The following is a 21,995-nucleotide window of genomic DNA, read 5'->3' as shown; positions in this document are numbered from 1 at the left end:
CGGTCCTGCGGACCACCCCGGAATGACGGAGAGAGATGAAATGATCCCCGGCGAACTCTTCATCCAGGACGGCGAGATCGAGCTCAATGCCGGCCGCAAGACCGTGACCTTGACCGTCGCCAATACCGGCGACCGCCCGATCCAGGTCGGCTCGCACTACCACTTCTTCGAGAGCAATCCGGCGCTGAAGTTCGACCGCAAGAAAGCGCGCGGCATGCGCCTCGACATCGCGGCCGGCACGGCGGTGCGCTTCGAGCCAGGCCAGACCCGCGACGTGCAGCTGGTGGCGCTCGCCGGCAAGCGCACGGTCTATGGCTTCCGCGGCGACGTGATGGGCAAGTTGTAAGCCGATGCTGACCGGATTGCGCCTCGTCTCCGAAGCCGCCGAGCTGGCGGCGCGCCGTCATGCCGGCCAGCAGCGTAAGGGCCACGACGAGGAGCCTTACGTCAATCATCTCGCCGAGGTCGCGAACCTCCTGTCGGTGGCCTGCAATGGCGAGGATGCCGAGCTGATCGCGGCAGCCTGGCTGCACGATACGATCGAGGACACCGACACCACCCATGACGAGCTGGCGCAGCGCTTTGGCTCGCGTGTGGCCGACCTGGTCGAGGAGGTCACCGACGACATGATCCTGCCCAAGGCCGAGCGGCGCAGGATTCAGGTCGACGAGGCGCCGGGAAAATCTGGCGGTGCCAAGCAGATCAAGATCGCTGACAAGATCAGCAACATCCGCGCCCGCATCTTCTTCGAGCCGGGCTTCGAACAGCAGCTCGAGCTGATCGACTATCTCGGCTGGGCCGAGCAGGTCGTGGCCGGCTGCCGCGGCGTGAACGCGCGCCTGGATGCGCTGTTCGACGAGGCCGTGGCGCAGGCGAAGGCTACGTTGTGAGCACCATGTGCGCTGGAGCAGCGAGATTTCTCTCACGCTTTTTCCTCGCCGCTACGATGCTGTTTACGGCGACACATGCCGAGGCCGCAGAAGATGAGGTGCGATGGCGCGTCATCGAAGATGCAGACAGCGCGCTACTTGTCATCGCGGCTGATGACGCGACGGACAACATCGGCTCGCCGTCCTTCGAATGCAAGAAGGCATTGGGTTATGCGACTGCGAGCGGCGACACGAATGATAGCGTTCGCCGCGCCATAGGTTCGATCATTCTGAACGACAAGGAGCCGGGCATCACCATGGTACCCGAAGATAACACGGTCTCCACAGTCGATGTTGATTTCAGCTATGTCAGCGGATGGCGATATCGCTTTGTGTTATCCGTCACGGGACCTGCATTCGAGGAGCTCAAGCGCACGGGGACTTTCGAATTCAAGGTTGGAGACGCCGCCCTGAAGAGCAAGTTCGATGTCGGCCTGAAGAACGTCGCCAGATTTCAGGAATTGTGTCGGCTGCCACCGCGCAAGTGAGCGCGACTGAGCCGCAGGCGATTTGAGAGTGGGAGCAGGACATGTCCGTCAAGATCAAGCGTTCCGTCTATGCCGACATGTTCGGCCCGACCACCGGCGACAAGGTCCGGCTGGCCGACACCGATCTCATCATCGAGGTCGAGAAGGACTTCACCATTTATGGCGAGGAGGTGAAGTTCGGCGGCGGCAAGGTCATTCGTGACGGCATGGGCCAGTCGCAGGCGACCAACAAGCAGGGCGCCGCCGATACGGTCATCACCAATGCGCTGATCGTCGACCATTGGGGTGTCGTGAAGGCCGACGTCGCGATCAAGGAAGGCATGATCAGCGCCATCGGCAAGGCCGGCAATCCCGATATCCAGCCCGGCGTGACCATCGTGATCGGCCCGGGCACCGACGTAATCGCAGGCGAAGGCAAGATCCTCACCGCCGGCGGCTTCGACAGCCACATCCATTTCATCTGTCCGCAGCAGATCGAGCACGCCCTGATGTCCGGCGTCACGTCGCTGCTCGGCGGCGGCACCGGCCCCTCGCACGGCACCTTCGCCACCACCTGCACGCCGGGCCCGTGGCACATCGGGCGGATGATGCAGTCGTTCGATGCCTTTCCAGTGAACCTCGGCATTTCCGGCAAGGGCAATGCGTCGCGCCCGGCCGCGCTGGTCGAGATGGTCAAGGCCGGCGCCTGCGCGTTGAAGCTGCATGAGGACTGGGGCACGACGCCGGCCGCGATCGACAATTGTCTCTCGGTTGCCGACGACTACGACGTGCAGGTGATGCTGCACTCCGACACGTTGAACGAATCCGGCTTCGTCGAGGACACCATCAAGGCCTTCAAGGGCCGCACCATCCACGCCTTCCATACCGAGGGGGCGGGCGGTGGCCACGCCCCCGACATCATCAAGGTCGCCGGCCTGAAGAACGTGCTGCCGTCCTCGACCAATCCGACGCGCCCCTTCACCCGCAACACCATCGACGAGCATCTGGACATGCTGATGGTGTGCCACCATCTCGATCCGTCGATCGCAGAAGACCTCGCCTTTGCCGAAAGCCGCATCCGCAAGGAGACGATCGCGGCGGAGGACATCCTGCACGATCTCGGCGCGCTCTCGATGATGTCGTCGGACTCGCAGGCGATGGGCCGGCTCGGCGAGGTCATCATCCGGACCTGGCAGACCGCCGACAAGATGAAGAAGCAGCGCGGCGCGCTGCCGCAGGACAAGGGCAAGGACAACGACAATTTCCGCGTCAAGCGCTACATCGCCAAGTACACCATCAACCCGGCCATCGCCCATGGCGTATCGAAGCTGATCGGCTCGGTCGAGAAGGGCAAGCTCGCCGATCTCGTGCTGTGGTCGCCCGCCTTCTTCGGCGTCAAGCCGGATTGCGTCATCAAGGGCGGCACCATCGTGGCGGCGCCGATGGGCGACCCGAACGCCTCGATTCCGACGCCGCAGCCGGTGCACTACCAGCCGATGTTCGGCGCCTTCGGCAAGTCGCTGACCGCCTCCTCGGTGATCTTCACCTCCAAGGCGGCGGTTACCGGTGGCCTCGCCCGCAAGCTCGGCCTCTCCAAGAAGCTCTACGCGGTGCAGAACACCCGCGGCCGCATCTCGAAGAAGAGCATGATCCACAACGACGCGACGCCTGACATCGAGGTCGATCCGGAAACCTACGAGGTGCGGGCCGACGGCGAGCTTCTGACATGCGAGCCGGCCGAGGTGCTGCCCATGGCGCAGCGCTATTTCATGTTCTAAGCTCCTTCCCGGTATCAGACCAAAAAAGTACCGGGAGGACTTGTTCGTGATCTATGTCGTTGCCACGCTGACCGTGAAGCCCGAAACGCGCGCCGAATTCATCGCCGCCGCCACCGCCTGCATCGCGGGGACCCGCCAGGAACCCGGCAATATCGCCTATGATTTGCACGAGAGCGTCACCGATCCGAGCAGGATGGTGTTCGTCGAGCAGTGGGAGAACGCCGAGGCACTGGTGCCGCATCGTGCGACCGAGCACATGAAGACGTTCGGGCGTGTCGCCGTCAAATGCATGTCGGCGCCGCCCAGAATCGAGATCATTACGCCTGAGAAGGTCGATGTCCGCTGAGCGGAATGAGAGAATGAGGGTTTCAGCATGATCCGCGCTACGCGTGTGCTCGGGCAGCATCGTTGGAAAGAGGCCGCCGCCGATTCCGTCCTGCTCGACTTCGACGATCGGCACCGGCGCCGGCTGGCCATGACCGGCACCCGGGGGCTCGCGTTCCTGCTCGACCTCGAGCATGCCACTGCCTTGCGCGGTGGCGATGCCCTGGTGCTGGAGGACGGCCGGCTGATCGAGGTCGTGGCCGCCGCCGAGCCGCTGCTCGAGATCCGCGCCGTCGACCCGCACCATCTGGTGCGGCTCGCCTGGCATCTCGGCAACAGGCATCTGCCGACCCAGATCATGGCGAAGAGCCTGCGCATCCGCCGCGACCATGTGATCGAGGCGATGGTCAAGGGCCTCGGCGCTCGCGTCATCGAGATCGAGGCGCCGTTCGATCCCGAAGGCGGCGCCTATGCGGAGCCCAGCCACGACAATGCGCATCATGATCATGCCGATCATGACCACGCTCATCATGGCCATGATCACCACGGCCATGATCATAACGCCCACGATCATCACGGTCATGATCATCATGACCACGGCCACCCGCACCATGATGATCACCATCATGAGCACGACGAGCATTGCGGGCACGTGCATCACGATCATTCCCATGCTGATGACCACAAGTGAGCTCGGGCGCCAAGAGGACACGATGGGCGCGGAGGCCGCCGCGCTGTATCGGCTGATGACTTGGCTATCCCCGTCATTTCCGGTCGGGGCCTTCTCTTATTCCAGTGGCATCGAGTGGGCCGTGGAGGCGGGCGACGTCAGCGACGCCGCCTCGTTCCGCGCCTGGCTGGCCGCGATGCTCACCCACGGCTCCGGATTCTGCGACGGCGTGTTCGTGGCGCAGTCTCATCGTGCCGCAGGGCTGGGCGATCTGGCCGCCTTGCGCGAGATTGCCGAGCTTGCCGCCGCTTTCGTCCCGTCACGCGAGCGTCAGCTCGAGACCACAGCCCAGGGGCGCGCCTTCATCGAGATCGCACGCTCAGCCTGGAACTGTGCGGGCCTCGGCGAGGCCGTCGCGAACTGTGAGACGATCGTCTACCCGGTCGCGGTCGGGCTGGTCGGAGCGCTTCACTCCGTGCCGCCCGCTCCGCTGCTGCACGGCTTCCTGCATGCCCTGACGTCGAACTGGATTTCCGCAGGCAGCCGGCTGATCCCGCTGGGACAGACCGACAGCCAGCGTGTGCTCGCGGCGCTCGAGCCGGTCGTCGCGGCCACGGCAGAGCGCGCTCTGGTCGCCTCGCTCGACGACATCGGCGGTGCGACCTTCCGGGCCGATCTGTCGAGCCTGTGTCATGAGGCGCAATATACGAGGCTGTTCCGGTCGTGATGCAGTCTCGCGGGCGGTCCGGGCCGGCGTCGGTACCCATGGCCGTCCATGATATGGCCGTTCATGATTGTGCATGGATGGAGCTGCAGCGCAGCGCGATCATCGGTATCGATGGTTTTCGATCCCTGCTTCTTCAGGGACGACAGAGGGGGTTTTGATCATGGCATCGTCTCACGGTCCGCTTCGCGTCGGAGTCGGCGGTCCGGTCGGATCCGGCAAGACTGCGTTGATGGATCTCCTGTGCAAGTCGATGCGGGAACGCTACGACATCGCCGCGATCACCAACGACATCTACACCAAATGGGACGCCGAGTTCCTCGTCCGCTCCGGCTCTCTGACGCCGGATCGCATCGCGGGAGTGGAGACCGGAGGCTGCCCACACACGGCGATCCGCGAGGATGCATCGATGAATCTCGCCGCCGTGGCCGACATGCGGGCGAAGTTCCCTGGCCTCGATCTGGTCCTGATCGAATCCGGTGGCGACAATCTCGCCGCGACTTTTTCGCCGGAACTGGCCGACATCACGATCTATGTGATCGATGTTGCTGCCGGCGACAAGATCCCCTCCAAGGGCGGCCCCGGCATCACCCGCTCCGACCTGCTGGTGATCAACAAGATCGACCTCGCGCCGCATGTGGGCGCCTCTCTCGAGAAAATGGAGGTCGACGCCAAACGCATGCGCGGTGAACGCCCCTTCGTCATGACGAATCTGAAAAAGAGCCAGGGGCTCGACCGGATCATCGGTTTCATCGAGACCAAGGGTGGGCTCAAAACGTCAGCCTGAGCCTGGCGCGGCGCATTGATCCGGTACTCCTCGCTCATCAAGGCAGACGATATCGGCAAGCCTATCAGACGCAAAAAAGCCGCACCGGATCGGAACAACTTGAGCTTCCAGCGGTTTTCCGTGGCTGGGGTGCGTCCCGGCCTGAGGCGCGTTGACGGTTGGTAAAGGGCCAGTATGTCTTGTCATCGTTTCCGTTGATCGTCCGATCATTTCTGCCCGCCTCGCGGCGTTCATTGAGTAGCAGGCCCGGTTTTTGGATGACTCGCTTTTTCCTCCGCCAACCCTTGATCCTAGAGTGAACGAGTGCTCCGGCTGGGTGTCATCATCATCGTGATCGCGCTGGTTGGAACGGTGCTGTCCGGCTTGGCTGCCTACCGCGTACACGACCAGGAATTGGCAATCGATCGTATTGCGCTCGCGCGCGCCATCGACGTGCATGCAAGCCTTGTCCAGGATCGGCTGACCGAGCGGGAGTTGCTGGCCCGGGTCGCCTCGGGGCTGTTCAGGGCGCCCTCGGTGATCAAGGCGAACATGCTGGAGCCGCTGCGGTCCTCGATCTATGCCTTCAAGACTGATTTCGTGGTGGCGTCCTGGATTGCACGTCTCAAGTCGGATGAGCTTTCCGTCGCCCAGGCCGAGCTGCGGCAAGCCGGCTTTTCGAACCCGACCATCCGCAATTACGACGACACGCCGCTGGACAAGGGCATGGCCAGTGGCCCGCTCGACGTGTTGATGGATCTCGAGCCCCGCAATGCCGAGACTTCCAAGTTTCCGGGCGCGGTGCTCGACCGGCAGCCGATCATCGGGCCGATGCTGGCGCGTGCCATGGCGGAGGGCAAGCCTGTCGCATCCGATCCCACGCCCCTGTTGCGGGCCGACGGTCCGATCGGGATCGTTCTGGCGGCCCCTGTGGTCCCGCAGGGGGCGACGGGACCAGCAGGCTTTGTGACGTTCTCGTACGAGATCGGCCCTCTGCTGCTGACCAATGACGATCTCTCGCTGTTCTCAGTCGCGTTGAAGGACCCCCGCAACGCCTCCGATGAGCTGGTTGCCAACGATCAGGGTGCGGTGACCGGCAGGACCCGCGGGCCGGACGATCCGGCGCCCTCGTCGACCCGCACCGTGTCGTTCGGGAATCATGACTGGTCGCTGATCTATTACGCCAAGAGCAACGCGGTCCGGCGGGCGCAGCAGACTGCGGCGATCGTTGGCGTGATCGGGCTTGCGCTCACCGGGATCATCTGCGGACTGTTTGGCTTTGTCGCGTACAACAATCTGCGGCTGAGTCGAGAGATCCAGGTGCGGATCGGCTTCGAGCGTCGCTTGACGGCGGTCATCGACGAGTTGAACCACCGGGTCAAGAACATCCTCGCGGTGATCCAGTCGATCGTGACGCGCACGCTGCGCCACGGCAGCGATATCGATGTCGCCCGCGAGCTCCTGATCGGGCGTATCCACGCGATGTCGAACGTCGTCACGCTGCTGAGCGAGAGCCAATGGCAGGGCGTTCAGCTGCGCGGTCTGTTCGAAGCCCGCGCCATTCCTCATGCCGAGCGGATCGCGGTCAGCGGGCCTGATATCACCGTGAGCGCCCGCGCAGCGCAGAGCCTTTCCTTGTTGTTCTTCGAGCTCGCCTCGCACTCCGACGAGGGGCTTTCCCTGGTGGGAAAGCACCCGCACATCACGGCGAAATGGGAGGTCGCCGGTGACGATTCAGCCGCCGTCTTTCAATTTCGCTGGGAGGAGCTCAATACCAGCGAGGCGACGCGGAGGCCGGACAGCGATTTCGGCCTGATCCTGCTCGATCGGGTCGCTCCGGAGGCCCTGGGGGGCACGTCCAAGCGCTATTTCACCGAGGCCAGCTATGTGTACGAGCTGACCGCGCCGATGGAGACAGTCATCGACATGACCGAGCGCGATCGTACCGAGCAGCTCTCGGCGCCGGTGAAGCCGCCGCGCTAGCCGACGCTGTCGGTCAATCCGGAGCGACCGGTATCGCGGGCAGCGCCGAAGGTATGCCCGAGCTCGTGACAACACAGAGAGGCGGCCTCCGCTGGAGGTCGCCTCTCTGGCACTGGTGAAACGCCGACCGGGCGCAGATTAGCCGCCGCTGCCACCGATTACGGCACGCACGGTTTCATCCGGGCCGAAGTCCTCAGCGCCTTCGACGTAGAGCAGGGCTGCCAGTTTCGATCGCGCGCGGTTGACGCGGCTCTTGATGGTGCCCACGGCACAGCCGCAGATAGCGGCCGCATCTTCGTAAGAGAACCCGGACGCACCGACCAGGATGAGCGCTTCGCGCTGATCCTGAGGCAGTTTCTCCAGGGCCGCGCGGAACTCCTCGAACTCGAGATGAGCTCCCTGTGAGGGATGCGTCTTGAGCGTCTTGGCATAGTTGCCCTCCGCGTCCTCCACCTCTCGCCGCCGTTTGCGGTAGTCTGAGCGGAACAGGTTGCGCAGGATCGTGAACAGCCAAGCTGGCAAATTGGAGCCCGGCTGAAACGAGTCGATATTCGCCAACGCCCGAAGCAGCGTTTCCTGCACGAGATCATCGGCACGATCGCTATTGCCACTCAAGGAAATCGCAAATGCGCGAAGACTTGGGACGGCCGCAAGGATGTCGTCCCGCAAAGAATCAGTGAGAGGCATTCACTCCCTCCCGTCGGTTTGGTCGTTGGATCCCCCGCCGTTTTCCACGTGGGACTGTGCCGCCGGCCCGTCAAGCTTGCGGACGAGGTCGGCAAACCGGTCGGGAACCCCCTGACGAACGACGTCGTCGTACATCGCGCGGAGTTGATGACCAATTCTCGATTGGATTTCCGCGTTCAGTCCGCCGGGCTTGCGCGGTGCCGCATTCTTGCTGGCTTGAGACTTTACATCTTTCATGACCTTTTCCACGTTTCCCCGAGAGTTAAGTCCCTGAAGCTTCAAGAATTATCCTCGCCACCAAGGGGGTCTGATGGGGAACTAATGCGACCGGGCCAGAAAAGTTCCACGCATTTGGGGAACTTTTCTCCGTTTCGGGCGTAATCAGCCCATCATGGAACCCGGGCGGAAGCCCAGAATACCTAATGGAGTGGGGATGAGCCGATCACAGCTAGTTGCTGAACATTTGCCGCTGTTGCGCCGGTATGCGCGAGCCCTCACCGGCAGCCAGGGTTCGGGTGACGCTTATGTGGGCGCCATGCTGGAGGCTCTGATCCAGGATCCATCCGTGCTGGACGAGCGCTATGGAGCGCGGGCAGGCCTGTTCCGGCTATTTACGCAGATCTGGAACTCGGTGGCGCTCAATGATGACGCCGAGGTGACGACCCTTCCAATGCCGCCGGAGCGGCGCCTCTCCAACATCACTCCGCTGCCTCGCCAGGCGTTCCTGCTGTTGTCCCTCGAGGGCTTTCCCGAGGAGGAAGTCGCCTTCGTTCTCGACGTCGATGTCGCGGAAACCCGCCGTCTGGCAGATGCCGCTGGCCGGGAGCTCGCGGCCGAGATCGCCACCGATGTGCTGATCATCGAGGACGAGACATTCATCGCCATGGACCTCGAAAGCCTCGTCAAGAATCTCGGCCACAACGTCATCGGCGTCGCGCGCACGCACGCAGATGCGGTCGCGCTTGCGAAAAACAAGAAGCCTGGCCTGATCCTGGCCGACATTCAGCTTGCCGATGGCTCGTCAGGTCTCGACGCCGTCAACGAGCTGCTGCGGACATTTGAGGTTCCAGTCGTGTTTATCACGGCCTATCCGGAGAGGTTCCTGACCGGTGAGCGGCCGGAGCCGGCATTCCTGATCTCAAAGCCATTCCAGCCGGCGATGGTTTCAGCCGTCGTCAGCCAAGCCCTGTTCTTCCAGCGCAATTCGCGCAACCGGATGCCCAAGCCGGCGGCCTGAAAACGCTTTTTAACAGTTAGATATTTTCGGCGCGTTCCCACGGAGCGCGCCGATTTGGTTTGGACTGGTTGTCAGCAGCGCAGCCGAGCTGACGTGCCGCGGTATCCTCATCCTCCGCAACGTCGGTAGCGAAGCACGAGTGGCGTTCAGCCACCGCGGCAACACACCATCGAGCCGCGCTTTCTGCGCAGCACCGTTCGGTGGGATCGATCTTCGAGCCGTGGAATTCTCGACGCCGCCCGTCCAGAAGCGCAGGCCGTTCATCGGCTGCTCCGGCAAACACACGATGCCGAGCGGCTGGATCTCAACTGCGTTGGCACCCTGGAGCAGAAAAGGATGCGGGGCACCGCCGGCATCACCACGGCGGTGCCCCGCGTCGCCGGTCAATGGGGCAGGGGGAATAACCGGCTGCCGTGATGACGCGCGGCTCAACGAGTCGTTCCCTGGCGAGCGAAATTTTTTCGAAGAAACTCAGGAGTCTTCACACACGGTTAAGTGATTCCCCCATCCGCGAACTCAGTTCCGGCGACTAACGTTGAACTGGCGAACACGTGCGGGCGAGGGGATGAGAGATATGTCGCGGACCAGGAAGATCGTGACTTTAGGTACGCTCGCAGCGTCGGCTATGCTGGCGGGAGCAGTGCAGTTGGCGTCAGGGCATGATCTTGCCTCGGAGCTGCCGACGCCTCAGGCCGACCGTGGCCTTCTCTCCGATGCCTCGACCAACGTAAACCGGGCTGGCAAGTCCGACCGGGCGGGTTCCGTGGCTGAAGCCATGGCGACGCGAACCGTGTCGATCAGGCTGGCCGCGTTCGCGGAGACCTCGTTCCTGCTCCGGCTGCCCGTCGCGAGTCCAGGACCGCGAGCGGGACAGGCCGAGTCGCCGCAGGGATCGAAAATCATCAGTACGGACAGCGAGCGGCGCGAGGCGAAGCGGTCGATCGCGTGCGAGCCTTCAGTGTCCGTCCTGACGGAGATCGCAAAGCGGCTGCAGCCTGGTCGCTGCATCACCTGAAGCGGCAGCGGCTTCGATCGGGCATCCGCCGAGAGAGGGAGCAACCGCGGTTGGGGCGTTCCATTGTCTCGGGCGTCGCGGTTGGGCGGCTGGAGGCAGCTCAAGACCGGAATTTATTCGGTCCGCTGCATTCATTCTGCCGGACTTTGGCCTCCCGCGGCCTGCCGGCTGACGAGGAAACCAAGCGCAAGCCCTCCGATTGCGAGGATGGGGATCAATCGCTTGATGCCGATCATCCGCACCACCTCCAGCCCGCCGGCCAACAGGATCGGATCCGCGAGCAGGGAGTTGGCCGCAGAGCGCGCGGCTTCTGCCGTGTGTGACGCGCGCGCAAGCGCGCGCTTCCGAACCAGGTAGCTGATGGCCGCGATCAAGGTCACGACGAAGAAGATCGCCGCTCCGGTGAGACATGCAGCCACCAGCCCATATCGGTTCAAGACCGCCACAAAGGCGGCAGCGCACAGAAAGCAGGTCGTGACGAACAGACCGGTCGCGGCGGCCAGTGCGAGGGAGGTCAGCCGGACGGTGTGGCCAGTCGATTCCTTGAAGTCTGCGATCATCCGTTGAAGCATGTCAGTCGTCCCCGCGTCTCGTGGATGTTGGCCTGGTCGCCAAATTCAAATCGGCGCCGAAGCCGGCGCCGAGAATATCTTGATGCGTCGTCAAGATCGCGGGAGGCACCGCGTGCGGCGCTCAGCGGCGCCACGCCGCGCCGATCAGGAAGCCGAGCCCGAGCGCAAGACCCACGGTGGCCAGCGGTCGCTGCGAGACGACGTCCTCCAGCCGTTCTTCCAATGAATTCGCGGCGTCATGGGCCGCGCCGAGCATGGCGCTGCCGCGCTCCGACATGTCGTCGAACGCCTGGTCTGCGTTCTCGCGCGCCTGGCGATAGCCGCTGCGGGCCTGCTTGCCTGCCTGACCGGCGAAGGCATTGAGCGCGTCGGTGATCTGTTCAGTGAGGGCAGCAATATCGTTCTTCACGGCGTGGACATCCTTCTGTAGGCGTTCGTAGTTCGCTTTGTCGGCAAGGTCTCTCATGGCAGTCTCACCATCGGTCGTCGGCATTCGGGGCTCCCGGGCAAGATGACGGGCAAGATGAAGTGCGTCAGCTCCAAAAACGCGGCCTGTGAGCGGAAGTTCCTCGATTGAAACCGAATTAGTCGGGAGGCAGTTGCGGCGAATCGTCCGGCAGCAGATGATCCTTCATGATGAGTCCGACGATCAGGAGCGGTGACGCGAGAAAGGCTCCCATCGGGCCCCACAGCCAGGTCCAGAACGCAAGTGCAATGAAGACGGCCAGCGCGTTCAGCGCGAGCCGTCTGCCGATGATCGTCGGGGTCACGAAGTGGCCCTCGATGAAGGTGATGCCGGCGAAGATGAGTGGCGCGGCCAGTCCGCCGCTCAATGTCGGAAACGCAATCGCGCCGACCAGGATCAGCACGGCGAACATGGCGATCGGGCCGACGATCGGAATGAAGTTCAGTGTCGCGGCGAGCGCGCCGAGACCTGCCGGATTGGGCATGCCGGTCAGGGCGCAGGTGAGCCCGGTGGCGACGCCGACCCCGGTGTTGATGAGCGTGACGGTCAGCAGGTAGTTGCCGAGATGCAGCTCGAGCTCGTTGAGGATCCGGAGCGTCCGCAGCCGCGCAGCGTGATCGCCGAACGTCATGATCAGCGTGCGCCGCAGATCGCGCCAACTCGCGATGAACAGAACGAGCGTCGCGAAGAACAGCAGGAACTCGGTGAAGGTCGGCGAAAGGAATTCGATCGTGGGTTGGACCCAGTCGAATTTCGGTAGCTCCAGGCTGGTTGAGGCTTGCGCGCTTCCGCCCCCGATCGCCGTCTGCATCTCATGCCACAATGACAACAGACGATCGAAGACGTGGAGCTTGGCCTTGAGCTGCGCAGCGAGCTCCGGAAGGCGGTTTGTCCAGTCCAGCACCGGCGCCGAGATCAGGCCGATGATGAAAGCCAGGCCCGCCGCAACACCGATCACGATCAGCACGGCGCCTACGCTGCGTGGAATACGACGCCGTTCCAGGAAATTCGCAGCCGGCGACAGCATCGTCCCGACGACGAAGGCCATCACGATCGGGAGAAAGAACGCCTTGGCGACGTAGAGGACGCCGGTGACGCAGATTGACGCGAGAATCACAAGGGTGATCGCGACAACCTCTGCCCTTCTGATCACGGGAGGTAATTCGTTGCGGCTTTCGTTCAGGGCAGAGCCGTCATTGCCGCCGGCCAGGAGCCGCTCGGTGGGAATTACGCGCACCATGGGTTCTCCCCGGACGGACCCTTACGCGCGCAGCTCGCTCGCGTGACGTCCTGCTCGCGCAACAACCGACGAGGCCGCTGTGGGTTCCGTCGCGAGGACGTGAGAACTGCGCGCTTGACGCGCGCGATCCCACCACATTCGACCCGGAACTGAAGCGAGCCATCTGACGTTGGATACCCAGTGGCGCATCGCACCGCGATGCTCGTCTGAGAGGGGCATTCCATGACACAGCCAGTTACGGGCGATCGCAGCTTGTCGCGTCGAACCGCATCATTGATCGCCGGCGTTGCCCTGGTCCTGGTCGCACTTGGCCTGACTGCGGCTCACGCTCAGAGCCTGGGATACGCGCCGGCCGAGCAGCAGACGTTTCCGCCCGACGACACGGCCGCCCCCGCGGTCGCGCAGGATGAGGACGCTCTGCTGCCGGATCGGCTGCGCCGCACGATTGTCAATTACGACAGGCGCGAGGCGCCTGGCACGATCATCATCGATACCGGCAACACCTATCTGTACTACGTGCTCGGCGGCGGTCGCGCGCTGCGCTACGGCGTCGGCGTCGGTCGCGAAGGCTTCACGTGGTCGGGCGTGCAGACGATCACGCGCAAGGCGGAATGGCCCGACTGGCATCCGCCCGCACAGATGATCGCGCGCCAGCCCTATCTGCCGCGCTTCATGGCCGGTGGACCGGGCAACCCGCTCGGGGCGCGCGCGATGTATCTCGGCTCCAGTGAATACCGCATCCATGGCACCAACGATCCGACCACGATCGGCAAGTTCGTGTCGTCCGGCTGCATCCGGCTCACCAACGAGGACGTCGCCGACCTGTTCAGCCGCGTGCAGCTCGGCACGAAGGTCGTCGTGCTGCCGAAGAGTGCGTCGCTGCAGGCTCGCGCCATGCCCGACCGCGGGCAGAGAGTTGCGCCGCGCGTGACCTCCTTGCCGTCCGGGCGGCAGGCGATGTCGCTGCCGGTTGCGGCCGTTAACTGACGCCAGGGAGAGACAGCATGAACGGCCGACGGGCATTCGCCGCGATCGCGGTGACAACCATGGCAACCGCGGGCGCGCTGCTGGGTCCGACGACGGCGCAGGCGCAGGATTTCATCTCTGCGCTGTTCGGCGGCTCCAACGCGCCACCGCGGTCGGCGCCGCAGCCTTACGTCCGAATGCCGTTCGCGGACGAGGCGCCCGCGCCGCGTCCGGCACCGCGCGGCGACGTTGCCTATCGGGGCGGCGGCAGCCAGGCGTGGTGCGTCCGGACCTGCGACGGTCGCTACTTCCCGCTCGGCGCCACCGGCGACCAGAGCAAGGAGGGGGCGTGCAACAGCTTTTGTCCCGCAGCCAAGACCGAGATCGTCTATGGCAGCTCCATCGACGGCGCCGCGACCGACGGCGGCAAGCCGTATTCGGCGCTGCCGAATGCATTCCGCTATCGCACCGACGTCGTCGACGGCTGCACCTGCAACGGCAAGGACCATTTCGGTCTCGCCAAGGTGTCGATCGACAACGACCCGACCTTGCGCAAGGGCGACGTCGTCGCCAGCGACGACGGCCTCAAGGTCGCTGGTCGCAGCAGCGGCAAGCGCGCCGAGCTGAACTTCTCTCCGGCGCCGGCATCGCTGCGCGCGAAATATGAGCGCGTGCCCGTGCTGGCGTCCGACTGAACTCCGCGAAGCCTGCTCAGGCCGCGCGGATCTTGCCGAGGAAATCCGTGACCTGATGACCGAGGTTCCGGCTCTGGTTCTCCAGTGTTTCGGATGCGTGCCGCACGTTCTCGGCAGCTGCCGCCGCCGCGTCGGCGTCCGACTTCACGCCGGTGATGTTGTCGGAGACGTTCTTGGTGCCGTCGGCTGCGAACTGGGTGCTGCGCGAAATCTCCTGCGTCGCCGCGCCCTGCTCCTGCACGGCGGCGGCGATCGCGGTGGCGACCTCGTTGACCTCGGCGATGATGCCGCCGATGCGCTGGATCGCGTCGATCGCATCATTGGCGACGCGCTGGATGTCGGCGATCTGCTCGGAAATCTCGTCGGTTGCCTTCGCGGTCTGGCTCGCCAGTGTCTTGACCTCGGAGGCGACGACGGCAAAGCCCTTGCCCGTCTCGCCGGCGCGCGCCGCCTCGATGGTCGCGTTGAGCGCGAGCAGATTGGTCTGCGACGCGATGCTGTTGATGAGGCCGACGACCTCGCCGATACGGTTGGCCGATTGCGCCAGCCCCTGCACGGTGCCGTCGGTCATGCGCGCCTGTTCGACGGCGCGGCTGGCGATCCCGGCCGCATGCGAGGCCTGCTTTGAGATGTCGGCGATCGAGGCATTCAGCTCCTCCGCGGCGGAGGCGACCGTCTGCACGCTCATCGAGGCGTCGTTCGAGGCCTTTTCGGCGACTTCGGCGCGGGTGTTGGTCTGCCGCGACACGTTGGTGAGGCCGGCCGACGTTGCCTGCATGTCGGTGGACGCCTGGCCGAGCTGCTCCAGCGACCCGCGTACCAGACTTTCGAACTCGGCGACGTAGGTCTCGATCGCGCGCTGCCGCGCCCCTGTGGCGGCATTGCGTTCGCGCTCCTGGGCCTCGATGGCGAGCTTCTCCCTGGCCTGCTGCTTGAATGTCTCGAGCGCACCAGCCAGCGCGCCGATCTCATCCTGCCGCTGGGTGTAGCCAGTATTGACGGCAAGATCGCCCGACGCCACCTTCAGCATCGCGTCACGCATGTTGTGAAGCGGGACAATCACGTGCCGGCTGATGGCCATGATGGCGCCGACGGCGGCGATCACCGCCAGGATGAGCAGCGAAGACTGCAGCAGGAGCGAACGCAGGGCTGCGGCATTCTGGGCGCTGGCTTGCTGTTTGGCCGCATCGAGCGCTGCATCCGCAACCGTGATCGCGCTAGCCATCCGTCCGACCGCCAACGGGCTCCATTGCGTGGTCGTGATCTCCGGCTTCTCGCCTTTCGCGACCGTTGCAATGAGCCGGTCCGCGAGCCCCACATACTGCGGCTCGAAATAGGCGGTTTGCGCGGCTTTGAGAGCCGTCGAGAGGGTGGGAGGCAGCTCCATGGCTGCCGTCGAGAGTTGCAGCGCGGTCCAGCTCGCCTCAGCTCCACCCATGAGTTTCTGATAGGCGAGTTGATTCTCCGGCGCGATGCGTCCCGCATTGATCGCATTGCCGACGATCGACGATGCCTCGCCCGCGACGCTGCGCAACAGCCAGGCGAATTGCTTGATCGACAACAGCTGGTCGATCGCGGCATCCTGATGATTGACGCTCGTGACCAGTGCCGTGCTGATCTTGTCAAGTGTCGTCAGCATGGCGCTGACGGTCTGCACATAGTTGTCGGCGAGCGCCAGACGACGCGAGGATTTCGGCTTGGCGATTTCGTTCCAGAACTCGGTTTGATAGGCCAGGAGGGCCTTCTCGAGACCCTCGAGCTCCGGGACGAGTGACTGGCTTTGTGCGAATTCAATGGCCGGCAGCAGTTCGCGGGCGCGCGCCAGCGCCGGCATTTCGGTCTCGCGCAGCGTGCGCAGATATTTCTCGGCTGCCGGCTCCATCGCCTGTTCGGCATTGAGCACGCGGGGAGTGGTCGATCGATCGCTGCGCAGACTGGTCATTGCCGTGAACAGAAGCGCGGAGGCGTCGGTGACCTTGACGATGTGGCCGGTGACCTGCAGCCGTCTCCACGAATCCCAGGAATTCCAGGCAAAGTTGCTGATGACGATCAGCGCGGAAATCGTGATCACGGTTTTGAGCACCGCGGCGACGGTAAAGCGATTAAGCATGGATCTCTCGAACCTCCTCGGCATTCGACGTGATAGTTGTAAAGAAGTTCATCAGAATGCGCTGACGTTCTCCGAGACGCTTCCGTTACCGCCAGGTCCGGATGACTCGCGTGGCGTCTCAGGCCGCGCGGATCTTGCCGAGGAAATCCGTGACCTGATGACCGAGGTTCCGGCTCTGGTTCTCCAGTGTTTCGGACGCGTGCCGCACGTTCTCGGCAGCTGCCGCCGCCGCGTCGGCGTCCGACTTCACGCCGGTGATGTTGTCGGAGACGTTCTTGGTGCCGTCGGCTGCGAACTGGGTGCTGCGCGAAATCTCCTGCGTCGCCGCGCCCTGCTCCTGCACGGCGGCGGCGATCGCGGTGGCGACCTCGTTGACCTCGCCGATGATGCCGCCGATGCGCTTGATCGCGTCGATCGCATCATTGGCGACGCGCTGGATGTCGGCGATCTGCTCGGAAATCTCGTCGGTCGCCTTGGCGGTCTGGCTCGCCAGCGTCTTGACCTCGGAGGCGACGACGGCAAAGCCCTTGCCCGTCTCGCCGGCGCGCGCCGCCTCGATGGTCGCGTTGAGCGCAAGCAGGTTGGTCTGCGATGCGATGCTGTTGATGAGGCCGACGACCTCGCCGATACGGTTCGCCGACTGCGCCAGCCCCTGCACGGTGCCGTCGGTCATGCGCGCCTGTTCGACGGCGCGGCTGGCGATCCCGGCCGCATGCGAGGCCTGCTTTGAGATGTCGGCGATCGAGGCATTCAGCTCCTCCGCGGCGGAGGCGACCGTCTGCACGCTCATCGAGGCGTCGTTCGAAGCCTTCTCGGCGACCTCGGCGCGGGCGTTGGTCTGCCGCGACACGTTGGTGAGGCCGGCTGACGTCGCCTGCATGTCGGTGGATGCTTGGCCAAGCTGCTCCAGCGACCCGCGCACCAACCCTTCGAAGTCCGCGACATAGGTCTCGATCGCGCGCTGCCGCGCCCCTGTGGCGGCGTTGCGCTCGCGTTCCTGGGCCTCGATGGTGAGCTTCTCCCTGGCCTGCTGCTTGAACGTCTCGAGCGCATTGGCGAGAGCGCCGATCTCGTCCTGCCGCTCGGTGTAGCCCGTGTCGATGCCGAGGTCGCCGCCCGCGACCGCAAGCATGGCGTCGCGCATCCGGTGCAGCGGCCGGATGACGCGGCCGCTGACGGCGGCCATTGCCGCGCCGCTCACGACGACGGCGGTGAGCAGCAGCACCAGCTGCAGGACCAGCGACTGCATCGCTGCGTCCTGCTGCGCGCTGGAATGCTCCCTGGCGGCGTCGAGCGCCGCCTCCGCCAGGGCGACCGCGCTCGTCATCTTGTTCACCGAGAACGGACTCCACTGATACGGCGTCAGCTCGGGTTTCTCGCCTTTCTGCAACGCTGCCATCAGACGTTCGCGAAGGCCGGTGTATTCCGGACCGAAATACGCCTTGTCCGTGCTCACCATCGCTGCAGCGAGCGGCGGCGGCAACTCCATGCCGGAGGTGGCGAGCTGGACCGCCTTCCATCCGGTCTCGACGCCACCCACGAGCTTATTATAGGCGAGCACCAACTCGGGCGACACCTTGCCGGCCGTCAGCCCATTGCTGACGATGAGGGACGCCTCACCGGCCGTGTTGCGCATCAGCCAGGCCATCTGCTTGATCATCAGCAACTGATCGATGGTCGCGCTCTGATGATTGACGCTGGCGGCGACATTTCCCGCGATCTTGTCGAGCAGGGCCAGCAGCGTGTCGAACGTCTCGCCATATTCCTTCGCCAGGGCCGCCCGGCGGGCTGCCTTCGGCTTGACGATCTCGGACCAGAATTCGGTGTGCTCGGCGGTCAGGGTCTTGTTGAGCCGATCAAGCTGGGCGATCAGACTCTGACTTTCCGCGAAATCGACGCCCAGCAGCAGCTCCAGGCTGCGATTCAGCGCGGGTACGTAGATGTCGCGGGCCGAGCGCAGAAATTTTTCGGTATTGCCATCCATCGCCTGGTCTGCGTTCAGAACCCGGATCGTGGTCGAACGGTCGCTGCGCATGCTGTTCATGGCCTTGAACATGCTGCCCGACACCTCGGCAACCCGCGCAATCCGATGGGCGGATTGCAGCCGGTTCCAGGAATTCCATGCGTTCAGCGAAAAGATGGCGACCACGGCCAGGGCGGCCGTGACGATCACCGTCTTCAGCAGCGAAGAAATGGTCAGGCGGTTCAGCATGTTGATCTCCGATTCACTGCATTCGACCGCAAACCGGTAAAAACTTGGATGAGTGTGGCCTCCGTGCAACTACGGAGACGAACCCCGCCGCTGCTCAAGTTCCGGGCATGGAACCGGCGTGGCATCTAGGGGTTAATGAGTCCTAGCCAGCGCATCTTCCATCTCGTCCAGGGGCCTTTCCATGCTCATCAGTGTTCTCGTCACCTTTCTCGTCGTCATTCTCATCCTCTATCTGATCAACCTGCTGCCGCTCGACGGCCGGGCCAAGCAGATCTGCCGCGTCGTGGTGATCGTGCTCGGCGTGATCTCGCTGCTTCGCTACATCGCTGTGATATGATCAGGATCATGTTACCTCTCGCTGATCAAAAAAAGCCCCGGCAAAATCGCCGGGGCTTTTCGCATCAGGCCTGCGCTTTGGCCTCGCGGCGGCGCGCGGTGAGGATGTATTCGGTGTAGCCGTTGGGCTGGGTGCGGCCCTTGAACACGAGGTCGCTTGCCGCCTGGAAGGCGACGCCGTCGAACGACGGCGCCATCGGCTGATAGAGCGGATCGCCGGCATTCTGCTTGTCGACCACGACAGCCATGCGCTTCAGCGAGTCCAGCACCTGCTCCTTGGTGACCACGCCATGGTGCAGCCAGTTGGCGAGATGCTGGCTGGAGATGCGCAACGTCGCGCGGTCCTCCATCAGGCCGACATCGTGGATATCAGGCACCTTGGAGCAGCCGACGCCCTGGTCGATCCAGCGCACGACATAGCCGAGGATGCCCTGGCAGTTGTTGTCGATCTCCTGGCGTACGTCGTCGGGCGCCCAGTTCGACTGCGACACCGGGATGGTGAGGATGTCGCCGAGCTTGGCGCGCGGGCCGCCCTTGGTGAGCTCGTCCTGGCGGGCGTGAACGTTGACCTGGTGATAGTGCAGAGCGTGCAGCGTCGCCGCCGTCGGCGACGGCACCCAGGCGGTGGTGGCGCCGGCCTGCGGATGGCCGATCTTCTGCGTCAGCATGTCGGCCATCTTGTCCGGCGCGGCCCACATGCCCTTGCCGATCTGGGCGTGGCCGGGCAGGCCACAGGTCAGGCCGATGTCGACGTTCCAGTCTTCATAGGCCTTGATCCAGGGCTGCGCCCGCATCTCGTTCTTGCGGATCATCGGACCCGCTTCCATCGAGGTATGGATCTCGTCGCCGGTGCGATCGAGGAAGCCGGTGTTGATGAACATGATGCGCTTGGACGCCGCCTGGATGCAGGCCTTGAGGTTGACCGTGGTGCGGCGCTCCTCGTCCATGATGCCGACCTTCATCGTGTTCTCCGGCAGGCCGAGCAGCTTCTCGACGCGGGAAAACAGTTCGACGGTCAGCGCCACCTCGTCGGGGCCGTGCATCTTCGGCTTGACGATGTAGATCGAGCCGGTGCGGCTGTTCTTGACCTTCGACTGGCCCTTGAGGTCGTGGATCGCCAGCAGGCCTGTGACGGCGGCATCGAGGATGCCCTCCGGCACTTCCTCGCCCGAGGCGTCGAGCACGGCATCGGTGAACATGTGATGCCCGCAGTTCCGGATCAGCAGCAGGCTGCGGCCGTGCAGGGTCAGGGTGCCGCTGGACGGCGTCGTGTAGCTGCGGTCGCCGTTCAGCGCGCGGGTCAGCGTCTTGCCGCCCTTTTCGAAATCGGCGGACAGCGTGCCGTTCATCAGGCCGAGCGTGTTGCGATAGATCAGCACCTTGTCCTCGGCGTCGACGGCGGCGACCGAGTCCTCCATGTCGAGGATGGTCGAGACCGCGGCCTCCAGGATCATGTCGGCGACCCCCGCCGGATCGTCCTTGCCGATGATGTGGCTGCGATCGATCACCACCTCGACATGGAGCCCATTGTTGGCGAGCAGGATCACGCTCGGCGCGTCAGCCGTGCCGTGGAAGCCTGCGAACTGCGTCGCGGTCTTGAGCGCGGTGGCGTTGCCGCTCTTGAGCTTGGCCGAGAGCTGGCCGGCGATGACGCTGTAGGCGGTGACGTCGGTGTGGCTGCCGGTGGCGAGCGGCACGGCTGCGTCGAGGAAGGCCTTGGCCTTGGCGATCACCTTGTCGCCGCGCGCCTTGTTGTAGCCTTTTCCACCTTCGCTCGGATCATGCGGGATGGCGTCGGTGCCGTAGAAGGCGTCATAGAGCGAGCCCCAGCGCGCATTGGCCGCGTTCAGCGCATAGCGGGCGTTGGTTAGCGGCACCACCAGCTGCGGGCCGCAGATCTGGCCGATCTCCTCGTCCACATGGGTGGTCTCGACCTTGTGCGTGGCCGGCTCGGGCAGGAGATAGCCGATCTCCTTCAAAAACGCCGTGTAGGCGCCAAGGTCGAACGCCTTGCCCTTGTTGGCGAGGTGCCAGGCGTCGATCTTGTCCTGCAGCGCGTCGCGGAACGCGAGCAGCTCGCGGTTCCTGGGGGCGAGATCGCGCAGGATGGCGGCGACGCCGGCCCAGAACGCGTCCGGATCAATCCCGGTCTTCGGCGCGGCCTCCTTGGCGATGAAGTCGAACAGGACGGGGGCGATCTTCAGTCCATGAGCGTCGATACGGGTCATGATGAGACGTTTCTCTCAGGTCAAAGGCGACGTTGCGCGTGTTTTGGGCATGCTGAAAAAACCGCCTCAGGGGCGGCATGTGCAGTGCATTTAGCGCCAAAGCGGGGGCCAGCGGAAGGGGGGAGGGGTATCGCAAAAGGTGGGGTGGGGCTGGCGCAAGGCGCTCTGGCCCGGTGGCGGAGGGGATGATCGGCCGTGACGGGCCAATAGCCACGGCATTCGACCCTGCAGCCATCCCCACATTTGTCATCACCCGCGCAGGCGGGTGATCCAGTACGCCGCGGCCTTTCGAGGACTCAAGGCCCTCTCTGGAATACTGGATCGCCCGGTCGGGGCCGGGCGATGACGGCTGTGGGTGTGGATGCGGCGTCCGTCTCATCGAGATCGCAACTCATGAAGCTTCGTTCTCGCGGCGCATGTTTGCGTCCGAGCTTTGCGAGCTTGCCGCCCCTCGAAAACGAGAGGCGCAGGGAAGGCCGGGTGCAGGCTGCACCCATGGCCCGCCTGCAGAAAAAAGCAGGCGGCAGTCACCACAGGTACGAGCCGGACATCCGGCCTCCCCTGCGCGATGGTCTTACGGTTGCTCCGTG

The 21,995-nt window shown here is 64.2% G+C and carries 22 protein-coding genes; 14 read left to right on the top strand and 8 right to left on the bottom strand.

The window, feature by feature from the left end; genetic code table 11:
- Positions 1-40 precede the first annotated feature (40 nt).
- The 9 genes from LQG66_RS19610 (at position 41) to LQG66_RS19570 (ending at position 7,641) form a co-directional block, all read left to right on the top strand.
- Positions 41-346 (top strand): urease subunit beta, encoded by a 306-nt coding sequence (locus LQG66_RS19610; RefSeq protein ID WP_231327860.1) that lies wholly within the window; start codon positions 41-43, stop codon positions 344-346.
- 4 nt (positions 347-350) lie between these two features.
- Positions 351-890 carry an HD domain-containing protein gene (locus tag LQG66_RS19605; protein ID WP_231317330.1) on the top strand — a complete coding sequence of 180 codons (540 nt, stop codon included), beginning with the start codon at positions 351-353 and terminating at the stop codon, positions 888-890.
- A 56-nt stretch (positions 891-946) separates the two neighbouring features.
- Positions 947-1,417 (top strand): hypothetical protein, encoded by a 471-nt coding sequence (locus LQG66_RS19600; protein WP_231317329.1) that lies wholly within the window; start codon positions 947-949, stop codon positions 1,415-1,417.
- Between the two features lie 41 nt (positions 1,418-1,458).
- The gene (gene ureC / locus LQG66_RS19595) at positions 1,459-3,174 is read left to right on the top strand and encodes an urease subunit alpha (RefSeq protein WP_231317328.1); all 1,716 of its coding nucleotides are present in this window, start codon (positions 1,459-1,461) and stop codon (positions 3,172-3,174) included.
- 46 nt (positions 3,175-3,220) lie between these two features.
- Entirely contained in the window at positions 3,221-3,520 is a 300-nt protein-coding gene (locus LQG66_RS19590; RefSeq protein ID WP_231317327.1) for a putative quinol monooxygenase, read from the top strand.
- 27 nt (positions 3,521-3,547) lie between these two features.
- Positions 3,548-4,189, top strand: coding sequence for an urease accessory protein UreE (locus tag LQG66_RS19585; protein WP_231317326.1), 642 nt, complete (start codon positions 3,548-3,550; stop codon positions 4,187-4,189).
- On the top strand, positions 4,176-4,895 hold the full coding sequence (locus tag LQG66_RS19580; RefSeq protein ID WP_231327859.1) for an urease accessory protein UreF: 720 nt from the start codon (positions 4,176-4,178) through the stop codon (positions 4,893-4,895). Before LQG66_RS19585 ends, LQG66_RS19580 begins: the two co-directional genes overlap by 14 nt.
- Positions 4,896-5,055: 160 nt before the next feature.
- Positions 5,056-5,679 (top strand): urease accessory protein UreG, encoded by a 624-nt coding sequence (ureG, locus tag LQG66_RS19575; RefSeq protein WP_231317325.1) that lies wholly within the window; start codon positions 5,056-5,058, stop codon positions 5,677-5,679.
- Between the two features lie 303 nt (positions 5,680-5,982).
- On the top strand, positions 5,983-7,641 hold the full coding sequence (locus LQG66_RS19570) for a CHASE domain-containing protein (RefSeq protein ID WP_231317324.1): 1,659 nt from the start codon (positions 5,983-5,985) through the stop codon (positions 7,639-7,641).
- Between the two features lie 138 nt (positions 7,642-7,779).
- On the opposite strand, the gene LQG66_RS19565 is transcribed toward LQG66_RS19570, so the two are convergent.
- Together LQG66_RS19565 and LQG66_RS19560 are read right to left on the bottom strand one after the other, a co-directional pair.
- The gene (locus tag LQG66_RS19565; RefSeq protein ID WP_006612137.1) at positions 7,780-8,328 is read right to left on the bottom strand and encodes a sigma-70 family RNA polymerase sigma factor; all 549 of its coding nucleotides are present in this window, start codon (positions 8,326-8,328) and stop codon (positions 7,780-7,782) included.
- Positions 8,329-8,565 (bottom strand): NepR family anti-sigma factor, encoded by a 237-nt coding sequence (locus LQG66_RS19560; protein ID WP_231317323.1) that lies wholly within the window; start codon positions 8,563-8,565, stop codon positions 8,329-8,331.
- Between the two features lie 196 nt (positions 8,566-8,761).
- On the opposite strand from LQG66_RS19560, the gene LQG66_RS19555 reads away from it, so the two are divergent.
- Together LQG66_RS19555 and LQG66_RS19550 are read left to right on the top strand one after the other, a co-directional pair.
- The gene (locus LQG66_RS19555) at positions 8,762-9,565 is read left to right on the top strand and encodes a response regulator (RefSeq protein WP_231317322.1); all 804 of its coding nucleotides are present in this window, start codon (positions 8,762-8,764) and stop codon (positions 9,563-9,565) included.
- A gap of 574 nt (positions 9,566-10,139) precedes the next feature.
- On the top strand, positions 10,140-10,580 hold the full coding sequence (locus LQG66_RS19550) for a hypothetical protein (RefSeq protein ID WP_231317321.1): 441 nt from the start codon (positions 10,140-10,142) through the stop codon (positions 10,578-10,580).
- A gap of 131 nt (positions 10,581-10,711) precedes the next feature.
- Here LQG66_RS19550 and LQG66_RS19545 read toward each other — a convergent pair whose 3' ends face one another.
- From LQG66_RS19545 to LQG66_RS19535, 3 genes are all read right to left on the bottom strand, one after another.
- Positions 10,712-11,152 (bottom strand): hypothetical protein, encoded by a 441-nt coding sequence (locus tag LQG66_RS19545; RefSeq protein ID WP_231317320.1) that lies wholly within the window; start codon positions 11,150-11,152, stop codon positions 10,712-10,714.
- 121 nt (positions 11,153-11,273) lie between these two features.
- On the bottom strand, positions 11,274-11,645 hold the full coding sequence (locus LQG66_RS19540; protein WP_231317319.1) for an ElaB/YgaM/YqjD family protein: 372 nt from the start codon (positions 11,643-11,645) through the stop codon (positions 11,274-11,276).
- 91 nt (positions 11,646-11,736) lie between these two features.
- Positions 11,737-12,855, bottom strand: coding sequence for an AI-2E family transporter (locus LQG66_RS19535; RefSeq protein WP_231327858.1), 1,119 nt, complete (start codon positions 12,853-12,855; stop codon positions 11,737-11,739).
- Positions 12,856-13,080: 225 nt separating this feature from the next.
- Here LQG66_RS19535 and LQG66_RS19530 point away from each other — a divergent pair, with 225 nt between their 5' ends.
- Both LQG66_RS19530 and LQG66_RS19525 read left to right on the top strand, forming a co-directional pair.
- The gene (locus LQG66_RS19530; protein ID WP_231317318.1) at positions 13,081-13,845 is read left to right on the top strand and encodes a L,D-transpeptidase; all 765 of its coding nucleotides are present in this window, start codon (positions 13,081-13,083) and stop codon (positions 13,843-13,845) included.
- 17 nt (positions 13,846-13,862) lie between these two features.
- Positions 13,863-14,519 carry a DUF2865 domain-containing protein gene (locus LQG66_RS19525; protein WP_231317317.1) on the top strand — a complete coding sequence of 219 codons (657 nt, stop codon included), beginning with the start codon at positions 13,863-13,865 and terminating at the stop codon, positions 14,517-14,519.
- A 16-nt stretch (positions 14,520-14,535) separates the two neighbouring features.
- On the opposite strand, the gene LQG66_RS19520 is transcribed toward LQG66_RS19525, so the two are convergent.
- Together LQG66_RS19520 and LQG66_RS19515 are read right to left on the bottom strand one after the other, a co-directional pair.
- Complete coding sequence (locus tag LQG66_RS19520) at positions 14,536-16,629, bottom strand: methyl-accepting chemotaxis protein (protein ID WP_231317316.1); 2,094 nt, start codon at positions 16,627-16,629, stop codon at positions 14,536-14,538.
- Positions 16,630-16,747: 118 nt separating this feature from the next.
- Positions 16,748-18,841 (bottom strand): methyl-accepting chemotaxis protein, encoded by a 2,094-nt coding sequence (locus LQG66_RS19515; RefSeq protein WP_231317315.1) that lies wholly within the window; start codon positions 18,839-18,841, stop codon positions 16,748-16,750.
- 181 nt (positions 18,842-19,022) lie between these two features.
- Here LQG66_RS19515 and LQG66_RS19510 point away from each other — a divergent pair, with 181 nt between their 5' ends.
- Complete coding sequence (locus LQG66_RS19510; RefSeq protein ID WP_231317314.1) at positions 19,023-19,178, top strand: Thivi_2564 family membrane protein; 156 nt, start codon at positions 19,023-19,025, stop codon at positions 19,176-19,178.
- A gap of 64 nt (positions 19,179-19,242) precedes the next feature.
- On the opposite strand, the gene LQG66_RS19505 is transcribed toward LQG66_RS19510, so the two are convergent.
- Positions 19,243-21,405 carry a malate synthase G gene (locus tag LQG66_RS19505; RefSeq protein ID WP_231317313.1) on the bottom strand — a complete coding sequence of 721 codons (2,163 nt, stop codon included), beginning with the start codon at positions 21,403-21,405 and terminating at the stop codon, positions 19,243-19,245.
- Positions 21,406-21,995 lie beyond the last annotated feature (590 nt).

It is taken from the genome of Bradyrhizobium ontarionense (assembly GCF_021088345.1).
Taxonomy (GTDB): domain Bacteria; phylum Pseudomonadota; class Alphaproteobacteria; order Rhizobiales; family Xanthobacteraceae; genus Bradyrhizobium; species Bradyrhizobium ontarionense.
The sequence above is the reverse complement of the archived record's forward strand: the minus strand, read 5'-3'. Positions and strand labels throughout refer to the sequence as shown.

Bases quoted from the DNA above. Each gene is read 5' to 3' on its own strand.
- LQG66_RS19610 (WP_231327860.1), top strand. From the start codon at position 41: ATGATCCCCGGCGAACTCTTCATCCAGGACGGCGAGATCGAGCTCAAT.
- LQG66_RS19605 (WP_231317330.1), top strand. From the start codon at position 351: ATGCTGACCGGATTGCGCCTCGTCTCCGAAGCCGCCGAGCTGGCGGCG.
- LQG66_RS19600 (WP_231317329.1), top strand. From the start codon at position 947: ATGCTGTTTACGGCGACACATGCCGAGGCCGCAGAAGATGAGGTGCGA.
- ureC (WP_231317328.1), top strand. From the start codon at position 1,459: ATGTCCGTCAAGATCAAGCGTTCCGTCTATGCCGACATGTTCGGCCCG.
- LQG66_RS19585 (WP_231317326.1), top strand. From the start codon at position 3,548: ATGATCCGCGCTACGCGTGTGCTCGGGCAGCATCGTTGGAAAGAGGCC.
- LQG66_RS19580 (WP_231327859.1), top strand. From the start codon at position 4,176: ATGACCACAAGTGAGCTCGGGCGCCAAGAGGACACGATGGGCGCGGAG.
- ureG (WP_231317325.1), top strand. From the start codon at position 5,056: ATGGCATCGTCTCACGGTCCGCTTCGCGTCGGAGTCGGCGGTCCGGTC.
- LQG66_RS19565 (WP_006612137.1), bottom strand. From the start codon at position 8,328: ATGCCTCTCACTGATTCTTTGCGGGACGACATCCTTGCGGCCGTCCCA.
- LQG66_RS19560 (WP_231317323.1), bottom strand. From the start codon at position 8,565: ATGAAAGATGTAAAGTCTCAAGCCAGCAAGAATGCGGCACCGCGCAAG.
- LQG66_RS19555 (WP_231317322.1), top strand. From the start codon at position 8,762: ATGAGCCGATCACAGCTAGTTGCTGAACATTTGCCGCTGTTGCGCCGG.
- LQG66_RS19550 (WP_231317321.1), top strand. From the start codon at position 10,140: ATGTCGCGGACCAGGAAGATCGTGACTTTAGGTACGCTCGCAGCGTCG.
- LQG66_RS19545 (WP_231317320.1), bottom strand. From the start codon at position 11,152: ATGCTTCAACGGATGATCGCAGACTTCAAGGAATCGACTGGCCACACC.
- LQG66_RS19540 (WP_231317319.1), bottom strand. From the start codon at position 11,645: ATGCCGACGACCGATGGTGAGACTGCCATGAGAGACCTTGCCGACAAA.
- LQG66_RS19530 (WP_231317318.1), top strand. From the start codon at position 13,081: ATGACACAGCCAGTTACGGGCGATCGCAGCTTGTCGCGTCGAACCGCA.
- LQG66_RS19525 (WP_231317317.1), top strand. From the start codon at position 13,863: ATGAACGGCCGACGGGCATTCGCCGCGATCGCGGTGACAACCATGGCA.
- LQG66_RS19520 (WP_231317316.1), bottom strand. From the start codon at position 16,629: ATGCTTAATCGCTTTACCGTCGCCGCGGTGCTCAAAACCGTGATCACG.
- LQG66_RS19515 (WP_231317315.1), bottom strand. From the start codon at position 18,841: ATGCTGAACCGCCTGACCATTTCTTCGCTGCTGAAGACGGTGATCGTC.
- LQG66_RS19510 (WP_231317314.1), top strand. From the start codon at position 19,023: ATGCTCATCAGTGTTCTCGTCACCTTTCTCGTCGTCATTCTCATCCTC.
- LQG66_RS19505 (WP_231317313.1), bottom strand. From the start codon at position 21,405: ATGACCCGTATCGACGCTCATGGACTGAAGATCGCCCCCGTCCTGTTC.